Consider the following 16,317-nt stretch of genomic DNA (forward strand, 5'->3'; position numbering starts at 1 on the left):
GGAAAACAGAGGACGCCGGTAGTTCTACGGCGAGGCCACTGTGACGGCAGCGAAGAGTGCGTGGCAGATGCCAACGGGAATTGCGTCGGCTGAGAAGAAGCCTATATCCGGTTTCGCAAGAATGCGAGGGGGCGAACCAGCAGAGCACGACTGGCAGCGTGCTCCGGCACAGAGTATTGGCGAAAAGCAACAGGATACTCTCCGTTCATTCGGCGACCTTCAGCGTCTGAACGGCGAACGAACAGAGGCGGAAAATCGGGTCCTGCTCATAATCCTGCCATCAGAATTTGGCTCAACGACGCTTGCTCATACAACATCCCTCCACCGCTCAAGCCCGTGCCAAATGGCTTGTGTGGCAATGGGATGACCAGCAGGAAGTGGCTCAGGGTCCCGCAGCGGTTCGTGCCACTCTTCTTCCTGCGCGATATGCGCCGGGGTTTCGGACCTAGCCTGTTCATAACGCAGTAGCGCCTGCCGCACACTTTCCATACAGCGACCTGTCTGCCGTCCGATCTGGCGCAGGGATTTTCCGGAGCGGCGCAGGCCGACCATCTGTTCCAACAGCGCGGCATCCGTTTTGGGACGGGCCGCTGCGTGGAAGGCTGTATCCGGATGTGGCGGGACGGGCGTGGCCGAATTAGCGCAAAGGATTACTGAAGGTTGGTCCGTTTGAGGCTCAGGATGCGGATTGACCGACTCGGAACGAGAGAGGGATTTATCACATTCATGCCACGTGCAATCTTGCGGGGATGAGCTATGTAGAGAGCGATGTGTGAGTGGGGGATATGGAGGGATGGAAGCGTTGGAGGTGACGAAAGCTGGATGAGCAAGGGTTCGAGCCGGTGTGCAGACCATGCTGGCATGACCAGCATGGCGCGCGTAGGGCGAACAGGCCAGCGAGGCAGCAGGAAAGTCACCTTTCTCTATGATTGTAATAGAGGAGGTATTGGACTGTGAGGCCGGCATGGGCACTCTTCCTTTGAATAAGCGATCAAAAAAATAGCCTCAGCACGAGGAAAAGGCTTAAAGGGACGGTAGGGTGACTTGTCACATTTCGTCAAGGGATGTTGTGGTGATATATCCCATTTGATCTTTGGGGGATGACGTGGGATACTTCCCCCATGGATCGCTCATCTGTTGCCAGAGAACTAGAACGCCGCATGGCCCTGCTGGGGTTGACGCAAAAAGCACTCTCCCGCAGCGCAGGTGTGGGCGACACGTATGTGCGCGATATTCTGAAAGGAAAATCTCGCAATCCGGGAGGCGAAAAGCTTGAACGCGTGGCCTCTATGCTGGGCTGTACAGCGCGGGATCTGCTTTTTCCCGCAGGCGGACAGGCCATGGCGCGAGAAGCACGCACGCCTTATATTACGCCGCCTGACCAGCCGGAAATCACGCTGGAACTAAACCCGCCGGGCTATGTGGCCGTGCCCTATATCTCGTTGCGGGCGGGTATGGGGGGATGCGGTTATGTGGAAGACCGCCTGTTGGGACGCCCCAAATTTTTTGAAGAAGAATTTGTACGAGGCGCGTTACGGGCCTCTCCTGCGGATCTACGTGTGATTGAGGTGGAAGGCCAGTCCATGGAACCCATGCTCCAGAATGGGGACATGGTGCTGGTGGATACGCGCAAGACATCTATTATCGAACCGGGTATTTTTGTGCTGTTTGATGGGGATGGTGTGGTGTGCAAATGGGCGGAGCGGGCGCATGACGCAGCCGAACCGATGGTGCGCATCAAGTCCGAAAATCCACGTTTTTCCGCCTATGACGTGCCAGCCGAGCAGGTGCAGATTATTGGCAGGGTGGTCTGGTTCGCGCGACGGCTGTAACGGGCATTACAGGTCATCTGAGCCACACTGTTCAAGAACAAATAGCTATGGTCCAAATTTTAATGGATATCCCGTATTATTTATAAAGGAAAATTAATGGAATTTTTTAGAAAACACCTGAATGAAAAATTGCTTTATTTATATAAACAAAAAACCATGTAAACAATTACAGAATTTTCTATATAGATTCGTTAAAAAATCATAAGTTGAATAAATGGATAACATTGATATGAAAGGTGAACAAATTGGTTATAGAAAAAACCTAACACGACAAGGAGTTTATGATGGGAAGTTCTTATAAATCAACATATGTGTGGCGCGGCGGTGGAGACAAGGGGAACTGGGCCGACCCCAAAAACTGGACCTATTATGGCCCGGACGGCACCCCCGCCGGAACCCTCGCCCCCTCCGCCACAGATTCTGTGATCTTTCCAACGGGAAAGAATGTCACTCTGGCTCAGAGCAGCGACGGGGTCACCAATCTGACCTATGCGTCTCTTACTGTTGAGAACGGTGCAAGCCTTACTTTTCCGTCCTATGGAACGGTAACAGTCAATGCACTGGTCTCCAATAATGGCACGCTTGATGCTGGAACCTGCACATCCATTGAATTCAAGCAGGTAATTACCGGAAATGGAATTTTAAATAATTTAAGCAATGTGGCCATTCAACTAGATGCGACGTCTTCATTCAGCCAGATAAATATCACGGGCAGCGGCACGCTCACAGCATCTAAGGATCTGAAGGCAAACACAGTCTCCGTGACAGGCAACGGTAGTGTTGTCGTTGACGGCAATCTGCTTGTTTCTGGCAAACTCACGGTTGCAAGCACGGTCACCGTCAAGGGCGACATAGAACTCGGCCAGCCCGGGTCTAAAGAGACAGTCCTTGAACTTAAGGATGGTCAGAATCTGACCGCCGGAAACGGATTAAGCGTTAACGGAACTTATGTCACTCAAGACAAAGTTTACACGGCGTCCGGTGTTTTTGCTCCCTCTTATATGAACTCCGGCGTGACCATCGCCTGCTTCCTAACTGGCAGCATGATCCGCACTACAGACGGAGACATTGCTGTAGAAGATATTCGGGTTGGTGACCAGCTTGTCACCCTCGCCCCGGAAAACGGAGCAAATGTGACCCAGCCTGTCATCTGGGTTGGCAAGGCCCATGCAAGGGTCCGCCCTGAGCTGCCTGATGACGAAGCAGGCTGGCCGGTACGGGTGTTGAAGGATGCTATTTCTGACGGTGTCCCTTACAAAGATATGCTGATTACTGCCGAACATTGTCTGTTTTTCAGGGGCAGTTTTATGCCGGTTCGGATGCTAGTTAATAATGTCTCTATTTTTTACGATAAATCCATCACTGGTTATGACTACTACCATGTGGAGACAAGCCAGCATGCTGTGATGATGGCTGATGGTGTGCTGACGGAAAGTTATCTGGACACGAACAACCGGGGCAGCTTTGCTCAAACGGGCAGTGTAGCAACACTGAGCACAGGACGCAGGACCTGGATGCAGCATGGCGCGGCCCCACTGACTGTGGCGCGGGAAAACGTGGAGCCAATTTTCCACGCTCTGATGGCGCGGGCTGTGACACATGATTTTCCAGATGCCGTGCACAGACCTGAGCTGACGACTGATGCAAACCTGCATCTGGAAACGATGGACGGAAAGATCATCCGCAAAATCCGTGAAGAGAACGGCAGGGTTTCCTTCATGCTTCCGGCTGGTGTGACGCAGGTCCGCCTTGTCTCCCGCGCCAGCCGCCCCAGCGATGTGGTCGGGCCGTTTGTGGATGATCGGCGGATGCTCGGTGTTCTGGTGGGGGATATTGTCGTTCAGAACGGCAATCTTGCCCCGTACCATGTGATGCTACACCCCGAATCCGGCTCCCTACCCGGTTGGTACGCTGCCAGCCCCGGCGAGACCCGCTGGACGAACGGCAGTGCGCTGCTACCGTTGCCTACCGCGCAGCCACAGGCCTTACGCATCCTGACACTCCATATTCTATCCGCCGGACCTTACCTGCTGCAAGGGGAGGCATCCCACCTGCAAAGCCGTGTGAGTGGCTGAAATTTTCTGACAGTCTGAGACTAAGAAAAACGGAAACACCCAGCGTGTCTTCCGTTTTTTAGCCAAAAAAGCAACAATCTGACATGGTCTGGCTTACACAGGATTCTAACCGAACGATGTGCGAGTACTGCTGATGAGACTGCCGTTCCCCCACCCTGTAATCCTTCCGGAAAACCGGCGTGCCGTAACCTCCGCATGGTCACCTTTGCCGGGCAGTCCTGCTTTCTTGCACCGCCAGGCAGCACTGGACTACGCCACGCTTACACAGATTGCAGCGCATCTACGCAAAGCGGCCCGCGATATGTCTCCCTTGATTGATACGCTCTATTTCAGAACAGCTCCTTTGGCCGTAATGGAGTGCAGCACCACGCTGGAGGCGCTGGCACAGGAAATCGAGCAGGATGACAGACGGACTATGTCGGAATGGGCGCAGAATGCGATATGCAATTTTTGAAACATATAACCGAAAGAATATTTAAAGAAGAAACGTGACATGAGCAACACATGAACAGAAAACGCCATATGTTGCTTTATCGCAACATAATGAGCGTTCTTTTGGGCCTTCTTATTTTTTGTAATGGTTTCAGAACGGTTTTGGGGCACTCTGTGAAAGAGCGGTTCCGAATTGACGGATAACCGTGATTAAGAAGCACGGATCATCCTATGAGAGTAAAGCGTCGTTTCTCCCTTCTTGTTACAACGGTTTGTACTGTTGCCCCCTGCCTGACGGCCGAGGCGGCAACATCTGTTTCTGGGAAAACCACGCCGACGCGCCATCACGTAACGGCGCATTCCGGCACTGCGCATGCCACGGGCGCACGCGCAGCGGCAAACCCGGCAACAGCGCCTTCCGTAAAGTCTGTAGCACATAAGGCTCCGCGCAAAAGCAGCCCAGTTTACGCCGGGGAGGCTGAAACCATCAACGTGACGACAGGTACCCATTCCACAAACCGCAAGGCGAGACAAAGCACATCTCCCGTAACGGTCGTGTCCGCCGCCACGCTGCGGCGCTCGGGCATGATGAACTTAGCGGATGCGCTGACACGTACCTATGCCTCCATTAACGTGCAGGCCATGGGCGCGGATTCCGCCGCTTTGACTTCCTCCATCCAGATGCGCGGTCTCGGCCCGAATGAAGTGCTGGTGCTGGTAGATGGCAAACGCCGCCATAATACCGCGAACATTACCGCTGATGCCGGGCCGCAGTTCGGCTCCACCGGGGCAGACCTGAACACCATTCCGGCAAGCGCCATTGACCATATTGAAGTTCTGGAAGATGGCGCGGCAGCCATGTATGGGTCCGACGCCATTGCCGGGGTAGTGAACATCATCACCAAAAAGCAGGATCACGGGCTGCATATGTCTGCACAGACGGGTGCCAATGCTTATAATGGCGATGGCTGGCAGTATCAGTTGAACGCCGATGGCGGGCTGAAGCTGGGACAGGACGGCTACATGCATATCAGCACTCAGATGTACCATTCCGACCATATGGTGGTGGGCGCGCATGACCATCGCCTGCTGGGAAGCTGGCCGACTAATGCCACCACGACGGGCTACTATACCGGCATGGTCCCCGGTGCGATGAACGTGCCGTCTGATTCCAATAAGATCATGAGCACGCCGGAAGAAACACGTGAAAGTCTCGCGATTGATTTTGGAAAAAAGATTACGGAAGGCATCAATTTTTACGGTCTGATCACCTACATGCACCGGCATGGGGAGGCGTATGAAAACTACCGCACACCTAATATTGCGCCAACCATGTATCCGGCCGGTTTCTCTCCGCTGGAAACTTCCGAAGAAAACGACTACGCGGCAACCCTTGGGCTGAAGGGCGACAATTTCTTCGGGTTTGACTGGGATCTGAGCACGACCTACGGCGCGGACGGCAACAAGATTGGCAACAAGAACACCGCCAATACCGGGATGCTGGCCAGCACCTGCTCCTCCGACCCGTCTTCCGCATACTTCTCCACAGACGGATGTGGCTGGTCTCCCGCGACGACCCGGGCGGAAACATACCGCATGGCGCAGTGGACCAATAATCTGGACTTCCGACGCAACTTCAATATTGCGCATGTCGTGCCGATGACGCTGGCCTTTGGCGGTGAACACCGTCTGGAAACCTACCAGATCAAGGCTGGCACGCCGCCCTCCTACCAACTCGGCGGGACACAGGGTTACGCGGGTCTTGGCCCGAACAGCGCTGGCAACTGGGACCGTGACATCTGGGCCGGATATGTGGATGGGGACTTCCATCCGCTCAAACACTGGGATCTGGATTTTGCGGGTCGGTTTGAACACTACACTGACGTTGGCAATACGGAAAACGGCAAGGTGTCCACACGCTATGACATCAATCGCTTTATTTCTGTCCGCGGCACCATCAGCACCGGGTTCCGCGCGCCAACACTGGCAGAACAGCATTACAGCGCCATGAATGTGGACCCGACCGGGGCTTCCGGCCTGCTGCCTGTCAGTTCCTCCGCGGCGCAGATTCTGGGGGCCAGCAAGCTAAAACCTGAACGCTCCGTGAGTGAAAGCGGTGGGATTGTGCTGGAGCCTGTACGGGGCTTCCATGTGGAAGCGGACGTCTACCAGATCAACCTGCGTGACCGCATTGTGGGTGGCGGCACGGTCAAGGGAGATCCGGCCATCAACGCAATTGAGGCGATGGGCTATTCCCTGCCGCTGAACAGCATCACAAAAGATAACGTCTCTGCCTATTACATGACGAACGGTGCCAGCACACGGACGCAGGGGTTAGACATTAAAGCTGACTATACCTTCCACTTTCAGAAGGCCGGAAACCTGACCTTGAGCATGGCGCTGGACCTGAACCGCACCCGCCTGCACCATAACGGCGTAGACAATAAAGGGAACTCGCTGCTAAATGCACAGAATATTGGATACATCACCACGGCTTACCCGCGCAGTAAAATTATCTTGAATGCGCTCTACACTTATCGGAACTGGGACTTTAACGTTCGTCAGACTCGCTATGGGCAGACGACCGATATGCTGACCTACTATGACTGGACGGATAAAACGCTGCCCTGCGCCAGCGGTGGAAAACTCGCTTATTCTAACTCCTGCTTTGCGCAGTTTAAAAATTCTCCGCGCTGGCTGACGGATATTGAAATTGGCTATCGCTTCACCCCGCACTGGCATCTGGCGGTGGGTGTAAACAACCTGCTAAACGTGCGGCCACGCCGGGTTCCACAGATCAACAACTCTCGTGGTGCGCAGATTTACGACCAGTATTCTCTCCAGATCCCGATTACCGGTGGCTATTACTATGGCCGACTGGATGCGAGTTTCTGATTAAGACATAAGATAGTTTAGAAAACGCAGAGCTAATGCTCTGCGTTTTTTATAGGACAGAAGTGGACCCGTTTGTTCGGAGAGTTTTGTGAACTTGATAAGCTATACCCGGTTGTTGTTATGTCGCCATTCTGACGGCGCGGCTATTGTCCATCTGGTAAGCCCGGCCCTCAGCTCTGATCTGGTCTCAAACGCATGCAGATAGACGCATTCGTATTTCAACGACCGCCACAGACGTTCGATGAACACGTTGTCCAGCCATCGTCCGCGCCCGTCCATGCTGATGCGGATCTGGCGCTCTTCTTCGACAGACGCAAGGACAGGATCTTGCTCGTGAACCAGTCCATAATCTCCATAAGTATAGAGAAATCCCCTTTTCATGGGGATATACGTGATATTGGAACACCAAACCCGGTTAGGCCAATCGATGACCCGCCCCCGCAGCAGATACGGATATTTCCGATGCTCAGGATGCGGCTATCCGTGCGTGGCTTCTGGTAGATCGCCCGCAGCCCCATGATCGCCATGAGCCGCCGACACGTTTGCGGCCCACTTCATGCCACATGCGACGCAGATGCCGTACCATCTGCCGTGAGCCATAATACGGCGTAGCCGCATCAACTCCAGACAGGTCTCGCTCTATGGCACAGGCCGATAGGAAACGCCCGACCGGTTGAATTGCAGCAGCCCGGATGAGCGGCAGACGCGCTCGCTTCGGGTCAATCATCTGCTGCTTCTGATCACGCTCAACCGAGCAGAGACATCGCATAAAAAATCCCCTTCCAAGGGAAGCTCGCCGCCATCCCCTTTATTGCTTCCAGAGCAATCTCTGATTTGAACTCCGCCGTATACCTCTTGCGCATAACTTCGCCCATAAACCCTGTTCTCTTTCTAAGCCTAAACTTAGTTGCCAGATCCGTCTATATATATGTATATATAGATTAGAAGATTAACGTATGTGGTCTGACAACTGAGATGTTTTGGAAAGAAATTTTATTATGTGGCTTGTTATGCGCCTCAGGGAGAAAATTAATTACAAGTATTACTTACCTGTTGGTGTTTTAACTTACGGCGCTATCATGGTCGTGCCCGCAAGCGCAACTGATACGCCTGAGATTATTACAGTCCGTAGCCAACTTCCTTCCGAAGTGTCAGATTACCGTATCATTTCTACAACTTTAGATTTGTTTCGGGGAAATTCTAAAATAGACGCACCTTACAGTATTGATGCTGTTCCTGAAAGTCTGGCTCGCAATCAAACCCTGCTCAGTGTACAAGAGGCTTTTCGTTTTATTCCGTCTGTACAGGGGGAAAATATACGCCCGCAATCTCGAGGGATGCAAGCTGGCGTTGTGCAAAACACATTTATTAACGGATTAAACATAGCGGCGACAACGGACTATCCAATGGAACAGTTTGAGCGCGTTGAAGTGCTTAACGGTCCATCTGGGGGTCTTTTTGGGGCCGCTAGCCCCGCAGGGACGTTTAATTATGTTCTAAAGCGTCCGACGGAAAAACCGCTTAATCGCGTGCGTGCAGAGTATCTTTCTCATGATGATTGGATGGGACATATTGATCTAGGCGGGCATTTTGATACGCAACATCACTTCGGCTATCGTCTGAATCTGGTCGAGCAAGATGGCGGGTATTACGTAAAAAATAGCCAGCTTAAACGAGAACTTTCTAGTCTTGATCTAGATTTTCATCTTACTGCTAAAACCACACTGGAAGTAGATACAAGTGCCTATCACTATATCGATAAAGGCCTGCCCGGCACATTCTCTCTTGCAAAGGACGTGATATTTCCCTCGGCACCTTCGCCGTCCCGGCGAGGTTATGGACAGCCTTATGCGGGCGACAATAATCTGACCGTCCTGACTCAGGGACGTATTACACATAGATTTAACAGTGACTGGACAGTTATTGCGGGCATTCTGCATGAAACAAATGATCGTGCATCAACAGCCGTAACAAATACATTATTAGATAATTCAGGACATTACCATACAACAGCCGCGAATACGACCTATAGTCTGGATGCCGTCCTGAGCAATAATGTCTATCTCAATGGTCATGTGAAAACTGGTTTTCTCACGCATGATGTCGTTGTCGGGACAGCCGGTTTTTCGTGGGATCGCTATACACCCTATAAAACGGGAGCCATTTCATTGGGAACAGCGTCGCTTTCCAATCCGGTAGAGTTCGCTGAACCTGATTTTCCTGACTTTGGCAATCGTTATCGCTCAGTACATACTTTCCAGCAGGCTTTGACATTTGGGGATAAAATCAGCTTTGCTAGACACTGGAGCGTACAGGCTGTTGCCACACAGACATGGATCGATACTAAAAATTACAACAAGACGAGTGCGAGAACTGCACATTACAAAGCAGATGGCATCGGCCCGACAGTAAGCCTTGTTTACCAGCCAGTCAAAAATATGAGTGCGTATTTTACGTATGCAAATAGCCTCCAGCAAGGCGATAACGCACCTGCCGGGGCTGCCAATGCGGGGGAAAGTCTTGCACCATACCGTAGCCAGCAATGGGAGCTTGGCTATAAGGTCCAGTTTGGACGGGTTGATTTGCGTACGGCCCTCTATCAGCTCGAACGCCCCTACCCTTATATCGACGCAAACAACGTTTTTGCAGTGCAGGGCAACCAGAAAAATCGTGGGTTTGAAGTGATGGCCAGCACTGTCATAGCGCGCTCACTCACGTTATTTGGCGGCATCGCCGTGCTTGATCCGCGTCTGCACAATACGGCGTCGGCCTCGACAAACGGGCGGAAAGTTTTGGGTTTAGCTCCGGTCACACTCAATGCTTTGGCAGAATATAATTTTCCTTTTTTCCGTCCTCTCACACTTACCGCTGATGTTAATTTTTCTGCTCGACGCCCCGGAAACTATACCAATACAATGTACGCTGCTGGTTATCTTATTGGAAACGTGGGTGTGCGTTACACGCGCCCCGTGTGGGGCAGGAACATGACGTGGGTGCTTAATGTGCGTAACGTCTGCAATGCTCACTACTGGGCAAATATTACCCCTAGCAGTCAGAGTGGTTACAACAGCACAGGCAGCGGTACGGGTACGCTCGGCACACCCCGTATGGTCAGACTCTCCGTTCAGATGGATTTATAATAATGCGATATTTTTCCAAATTCTCGTCTATTGTGTGTCTATTGGCTCTTCTGGTGCAACCAGCCGCCGCACAGGAGGCACGTTTTCTCAATATTTTTGCTGCAGGAAGCTTACGAGGTGCACTGGATGATATTGCGACAGAATTTACGCGACAGACAACAATAAAGACGCACATCACATATGGACCGGCAGGACAACTGAGCCGCAGTCTGGCAGCAGGGCAGCAAACAGATATTTTTCTTTCAGCCAATGAGCTTTATCCTTTGCAGCTTGAGAAAGCCGGCCTTGCCGACAAACCATTTGCTTTTATCGGGAACAGCATATGTGTACTTGCTCCGCAGTCTCTTGGACTGACTGAGGAAACACTGCTCCCATTTTTGTTAAAGCCCACGACAATTATAGGTATTTCGACACCAGGGATTGATCCGGGCGGAGATTATGGCTGGCAGGTTTTGTCAAATCTGGAGCATATACAGAAATTGGCTGCGGGCAGCGTGCTTTACAGAGCCCGCGCCCTTGTGGGGGGTACAATTCTGGCGCCGACCGCCCCAAAAGGAGTTAACCCAATTTCTTATTTTCTACAGTCAGGAATTGCAAATGTTTTTCTTGCGTATTGCAGTCGTCACGAGCGTGAGGTCTCAAAAGAGAGTGTCCGGCTTGCCATTCCTCCGACCCTGAATATTACGGTCTATTATGGCGGAGTCCTCATGACCCAAGCCACGCATAAACAGGATGCACGACGTTTCATTGAGATGATTTATTCTGAAAAAGCACAATCAATTTTCAGGATTTACGGATTTTCCCCTGTTCAAAAAAATTCTTCTCTTAAAGTTTTTCAGTAAATGTGAACTGTTACGTGAAGAGGTCGAAGAACTATTGATTTAAGTCGTTGTATACTGATTTTGGGTTCAACAAACCTGTCTTGATGGGTTTGGGATGGTAACTTCCTTTCTGAATCAAGTGAAGAACAGGGGTATTGACGCTAGATTGCTACTCAGCAGTAATAATTCGCTCATAGACAAGAAAGCGGTGCATATTATAGCCAATATTGGCTAGCCCTATCCTCATGGGGGCATAGGCAATAGCCTGTCAGGAAAACCGCAAGCAGAACGGATTCCTCGAAAGTTTCAATGGTCAGGTCAGTGACAAGCACTTCAACAAACATCTGTTCCGTAACATCGTCCATGCCCGGACGGTCATCAACACATGGGAAACGACTATAACGTTGTCAGGTCCAACACTATCCTCAAGAGTATGACGCAGATGTTTTCGCTCAGTTCCTAGGCAAGGCATACAACAACCCGCAGACCCGAACTTCAAACTGAGGGCACGTCGGGGGCAAAGCCAACAAGCAGGGCCTCATAACCAGAAAGTTTTTCGAACCTTCCACGTCTACTTTCAGCAGGCGCTACATTGATAGCGCCCACGGCTCCGGATAACGATGTGCTCATGCCCACCGCAGGCCGGGCATTTAAAACCGACTGGACGACGCCGGGTAAAAAGCATCGCACGACACGTCTCTTCGCTTCCATAAAGATCGTCGAATTGTGGTTCGCTCAACCCTGTCTGAAATTAAACCGTGCTCCAAGCCATCAACTAAACCTCTCGAAAATCGAATAATATTCGTTTTTTGTACCAGAAATAGACGACTGAACAGAGTGCATAATTAGGAAAGTATTTGCGGAATAAGATCGAAATGGGATATGCAGAAAAATAATACAATTCCTGTCAGGTTGATGTGACATTGGCAGCGTGTCGAGTTAGGTGAACCAAATATGTTTAAGGAAAAACCAAGCATAGTTAAATTTTTTCAAATATTAACTTTCTTAATTTCGCTCACAACAGGAATAATTTGCTTTGTGGGTGGACTTTTTCTTCTATATGCTGGGGGTGTTCCTTACTATTTTATAGTTGGAATTATTTACATAATATCTTCAATTCTTGTAATTAAGAAAAATATCATCGGATCTTATGTAATAGCCGTAGCATTTATATACACAATCGTATGGTCAATATCAGAAGTCGGTTTCGATTTTTGGATGAGTATCCCGCGATTGCTTATCCCTGCTGTGATCACCATTTTTGGATTCCTATCGGCACCACTTCTTGAAAAACCCCTATCGATTCAATGGCTTCCAGTATCGCGTGTAATCAATTGGTCAGGGGCTGGCATAACAACCTTATTTTTCACTGTAATGCTGGGATTGATGTTTGTGCCTCATGGTGTTGTTCGACCCACACTGAATGAACCATTTAGTTTAGCGACGGCAGATAATACGCCAAGCACATGGGAAGCATATGGACATACCAATTCAGGTGACAGATTTACCAATTTTGATCAAATCAACAGAACAAACGTCAAGAATTTAAAAGTTGCTTGGATTTACCACACAAAATATCGTGACTCGAACCCAGGTGAACGCAAGCAGTCCGATGTTAATCAGAATACTCCATTGCAGATTGGCGACACATTATACACCTGTTCACCTAACCACCAAATCGACGCTATCGACGCGGATACTGGTCAGATGCGTTGGCAGGCATCCGGTAATAAAGAAGCACCATGGTGGCATCGCTGTCGTGGTCTAGGCTACTATCGCAACGCAACGGCGAGTGTAGGGCAGATATGCCGAGATCAAATCATTGATGCTAATTCAAATGATCGTTTACGAGCGTTTGATGCTGGTAATGGACAGCTCTGTCCCGAATTCGGTCACGCTGGAGAGGTTGATCTGCTTGAGGGTATGGGAGTTTCTGCCCCCGGATATTACATGCCCACATCTGCGCCAATGGTTGCGCGCGGACTTATTATCGTAGGCGGCTGGATCGCTGATAACTTGCACTCGGACGAACCTTCTGGCGTTATCCGGGCTTACGATGCGAAAACGGGCTCACTCGTTTGGGCGTGGGATCTTGGAAATCCTCAATTGACGACAGCACCGCCTGAAGGGAAGACATATACACGTGCCACACCCAACATGTGGTCGACACCGAGTTATGACGACAAACTCGGTCTGATTTATGTGCCGTTGGGTAATCAGACGCCAGACTACTACGGTGTCAATCGTTTGAAAGCTTCGGAGCGATATAGCTCGTCGGTCGTGGCTCTCGATATCAAGACAGGTCGAGAAAAATGGAAGTTCCAGACTGTTCATCATGATATCTGGGACTATGACCTGCCTTCCCAGCCTGAGTTGGTCGATTTATCTGATGAATCAGGCAAGACAGTGCCAGCATTACTTCAAGCAACCAAGCGTGGTGAGCTTTTTCTGCTAAACCGTGCAACAGGCGTTCCAATTGCTCCTGTTGAAGAACGTCCTGTACCGACCAAAGGTAACATAGCGGAGGAAAGCCTTTCGCCAACTCAACCTTTCTCGTCTGGTATGCCACGCATAGGGGGTGAACAATTTACAGAAGCGAAGATGTGGGGAGTGACGATGTTTGATCAACTTGCCTGCCGCATCAGTTTTCGCCGTCACCGATATGATGGACCGATGACACCGATTGGACTGGACCCAGCTATCGACCAGCCTGGAAATGCTGGTGGTTTGAATTGGGGTAGTATGACGATCGATTCACACAACGGGTACGCATATATGAATGATATGCGACTCTCGAGTGAGTTTTGGTTAGTGCCCCGAGGCAATTGGCAGAAAGTCGACTCACGCTTGCCCACAGATGTTGATACGCATGGACCCTCACCAATGATTGGAACCCCCTACGGCGTGGTGACATTACCTTGGATGAGCCCACTGATGATTCCCTGTAATCATCCTCCCTATGGAACGATTACGGCGGTGAATTTAAAAACGCGTAAGGTGGTTTGGTCAGTTCCTGCGGGAACGGCTGAAAAAATGGGACCTCTAGGTATCCCAAGTCACCTACCAATGCCGGTTGGTGCTCCAGCTTATGCGGGAACATCAGGAACTGCAGGAGGACTGATTTTTTTCTCTGGATTCCAAGATTATTATGTCCGCGCTTACGATGCTCAAACTGGGACTACACTTTGGCAGCATCCTCTGCCAGTAGGGTCAAGTGCAACACCGATGACGTATATCTCACCCAAAACTGGGAAAGAATATCTTGTTGTAAATGCAGGAGGAGCGGGTCACTCCCCCGAAATTGGCGACTCTATCATCGCTTTTACTCTTCCATGACAACACTAGTTTGGAAAATTCGACATGCCTTCGCTATGCGTAGCACGTCGTATCGTTGATCTTGTGCTTGCGGCAGAGGACCGCCACCCGTGCCCGCCTGTGCTCTTTCAGGATCCTGATAATATGGTCCCGCGTGAAACGTGATCTCTCCATTGCCTGTCTCTAGTGGACAAACCTTGCTTCAAATCAAGGGCCTTCCATAGGCAAGATCACAGGCCAGCATGAGTATCTAAGACAGTCAGGTCGGATTGAGTACACGCACTCTGTCCCACCTGATCCTCTGGGAAAATAAGTATGAGTTCAGCCGCTGGCACCGGCAACTCTGCATCATGATCGCAGTGAAATGGCTGACGGTTGGCATGACAATTCAATAAGTCGCCGATGATCTGGGTTGCCAAAAAATTCCAAGATTCGTAACCATGTTTCGCAACATTCTAGGCACACCACATGGCTGATATATGACTGAAAGACACCCCGAGACTAGGCCTCTAGAAAAATAGGGCATACTCAATCAGCAGTTTAATTCTTTCCCACCCAAGTCTCGCATGAACTTATACGATGATCTGATTAACTGATCCTGTCTACATTGACGAAAATACTTGATTATGCATTGGTTTTCCTAAATAAACAATTCACCGATGACAAGTCTTCTCACGTACGCATACGCGCACGATAATGCCCCAGAACATGCTCTACTCCTTTAGATGAGAAAACGCTTCTTAAGCCCTGTGCCGCCCCTTCGGCTGCCACCGTTGCACGTGCACACACAATATGCTCATACCGACTGACTGACGACCAGTCCTCGACCGAAGTCAGAGCATCCGCCAACTCTACGGCATCAGCGAGTGCCAGATTGACCCCTTCACCCGAAAACGGAGACATGAGGTGCGCTGCATCACCCAGTAGGGTCAGACCGGCCTGACTTTTCCATGAATGCCCCACGGGCAAAGCGTAAAGCGGCCTTGCACCAATAAATTCTCCCGTTTCAATCACGTCCCGCAATTCCGGCGCCCATCCGGCAAAAGCGTCTCGCAGTGCCTGCCGCACGCGCTCGCCGGACCACTTTCCCCACTCTCTGGCTACACTCTCCGCCACCCTGACGCCAACATATCCACGAATATGGCCATACCCGTTTCTTTGCGTAATCAATGCGCGATTATCCCCTACTGCGAGCATCTTACCGCTGCCGGTCAGTTTACTGATCCGGGGATGACGGGCCACATCGAACCCCAATTCAACCAGCGTAACGCCCTCATAAAACGGCACGGCATCGCTCAGCAAAGGCCGAACACAAGACCACGCACCATCCGCACCTATGACACCGTCAAACTGTTCGGACCACCCATCGCCATACACCAAGAAACCTCCTTTTTCAGAAGCAATTCGGGTTATTCGCCGCCCCCAGCGAACAGTCCCCGGGGCTAGGGAGTTCAACAGGATTTGACGCAGCACGGATCGGTCGATTTCAGGCCGGTCGTCCGTAGGTTCATTGCGATCGAACAGGAGCGTACCCTCGGCATTGTAAAGACGATCTCCCTGATCTTCTGGACGGGCTGCCGCAACAAATGCCTCTCGCAGCCCGGCCCTCTCCATCGCGTACTGGCCGGTCTCTCCATGCATATCGAGAGAGCCCCCCTGAGGACGCTCCTGTGCATGCTGGTCTCGCTCCAGCACTACAGGACATTTCCCCTGACGTTGCAGTAGACGGGCAAGCATCAAACCACCCGGACCACCCCCTATAATCGCAATCCGCTCCGTTGCCATATCTTTGCGCTCCATTTATATA

The 16,317-nt window shown here is 51.0% G+C and carries 10 protein-coding genes and 3 pseudogenes; 8 read left to right on the plus strand and 5 right to left on the minus strand.

The window, feature by feature from the left end:
• Positions 1 to 306: 306 nt before the first annotated feature.
• Positions 307 to 966: a hypothetical protein gene (locus tag AD949_RS14090; RefSeq protein ID WP_052944583.1), complete on the minus strand. Its 660-nt coding sequence runs from the start codon at positions 964 to 966 to the stop codon at positions 307 to 309.
• A gap of 155 nt (positions 967 to 1,121) precedes the next feature.
• On the opposite strand from AD949_RS14090, the gene AD949_RS06615 reads away from it, so the two are divergent.
• From AD949_RS06615 to AD949_RS06630, 4 genes are all read left to right on the plus strand, one after another.
• Positions 1,122 to 1,832, plus strand: coding sequence for a LexA family transcriptional regulator (locus AD949_RS06615; RefSeq protein ID WP_048836428.1), 711 nt, complete (start codon positions 1,122 to 1,124; stop codon positions 1,830 to 1,832).
• Between the two features lie 281 nt (positions 1,833 to 2,113).
• Positions 2,114 to 3,907 carry a Hint domain-containing protein gene (locus tag AD949_RS06620; RefSeq protein WP_082064801.1) on the plus strand — a complete coding sequence of 598 codons (1,794 nt, stop codon included), beginning with the start codon at positions 2,114 to 2,116 and terminating at the stop codon, positions 3,905 to 3,907.
• Positions 3,908 to 4,133: 226 nt separating this feature from the next.
• A complete protein-coding gene (locus tag AD949_RS06625; RefSeq protein WP_244463410.1) occupies positions 4,134 to 4,361 on the plus strand; it encodes a hypothetical protein in 228 nt (75 codons plus the stop codon).
• Positions 4,362 to 4,570: 209 nt separating this feature from the next.
• Positions 4,571 to 7,234, plus strand: a complete 2,664-nt coding sequence (locus tag AD949_RS06630) for a TonB-dependent receptor plug domain-containing protein (RefSeq protein ID WP_048836429.1) — start codon at positions 4,571 to 4,573, stop codon at positions 7,232 to 7,234.
• Between the two features lie 150 nt (positions 7,235 to 7,384).
• On the opposite strand, the pseudogene AD949_RS14735 reads toward AD949_RS06630, so the two are convergent.
• Together AD949_RS14735 and AD949_RS14740 are read right to left on the minus strand one after the other, a co-directional pair.
• Positions 7,385 to 7,530: pseudogene (locus AD949_RS14735) on the minus strand (integrase core domain-containing protein); the annotation flags it as partial.
• Between the two features lie 12 nt (positions 7,531 to 7,542).
• Positions 7,543 to 7,844: pseudogene (locus AD949_RS14740) on the minus strand (IS3 family transposase); the annotation flags it as partial.
• Positions 7,845 to 8,232: 388 nt separating this feature from the next.
• Here AD949_RS14740 and AD949_RS06640 point away from each other — a divergent pair.
• The 3 genes and pseudogenes from AD949_RS06640 to AD949_RS13745 form a co-directional block, all read left to right on the plus strand.
• Positions 8,233 to 10,374 carry a TonB-dependent receptor gene (locus AD949_RS06640; protein ID WP_082064802.1) on the plus strand — a complete coding sequence of 714 codons (2,142 nt, stop codon included), beginning with the start codon at positions 8,233 to 8,235 and terminating at the stop codon, positions 10,372 to 10,374.
• Between the two features lie 2 nt (positions 10,375 to 10,376).
• Complete coding sequence (locus AD949_RS06645; protein WP_048836431.1) at positions 10,377 to 11,216, plus strand: substrate-binding domain-containing protein; 840 nt, start codon at positions 10,377 to 10,379, stop codon at positions 11,214 to 11,216.
• A 260-nt stretch (positions 11,217 to 11,476) separates the two neighbouring features.
• Positions 11,477 to 11,699, plus strand: a pseudogene (locus AD949_RS13745) (integrase core domain-containing protein); the annotation flags it as partial.
• A gap of 73 nt (positions 11,700 to 11,772) precedes the next feature.
• On the opposite strand, the gene AD949_RS14745 reads toward AD949_RS13745, so the two are convergent.
• Positions 11,773 to 11,934, minus strand: coding sequence for a transposase (locus AD949_RS14745; RefSeq protein ID WP_371277367.1), 162 nt, complete (start codon positions 11,932 to 11,934; stop codon positions 11,773 to 11,775).
• A gap of 215 nt (positions 11,935 to 12,149) precedes the next feature.
• Between AD949_RS14745 and AD949_RS13755 the strand changes: the two genes are divergently transcribed.
• A complete protein-coding gene (locus AD949_RS13755) occupies positions 12,150 to 14,531 on the plus strand; it encodes a membrane-bound PQQ-dependent dehydrogenase, glucose/quinate/shikimate family (protein ID WP_082064805.1) in 2,382 nt (793 codons plus the stop codon).
• A 651-nt stretch (positions 14,532 to 15,182) separates the two neighbouring features.
• Here AD949_RS13755 and AD949_RS06650 read toward each other — a convergent pair.
• The gene (locus AD949_RS06650; protein ID WP_082064807.1) at positions 15,183 to 16,310 is read right to left on the minus strand and encodes an FAD-dependent oxidoreductase; all 1,128 of its coding nucleotides are present in this window, start codon (positions 16,308 to 16,310) and stop codon (positions 15,183 to 15,185) included.
• Between the last annotated feature and the right edge of the window lie 7 nt (positions 16,311 to 16,317).

The sequence above is a fragment of the Acetobacter orleanensis genome, assembly GCF_001581005.1.
GTDB lineage: Bacteria > Pseudomonadota > Alphaproteobacteria > Acetobacterales > Acetobacteraceae > Acetobacter > Acetobacter orleanensis.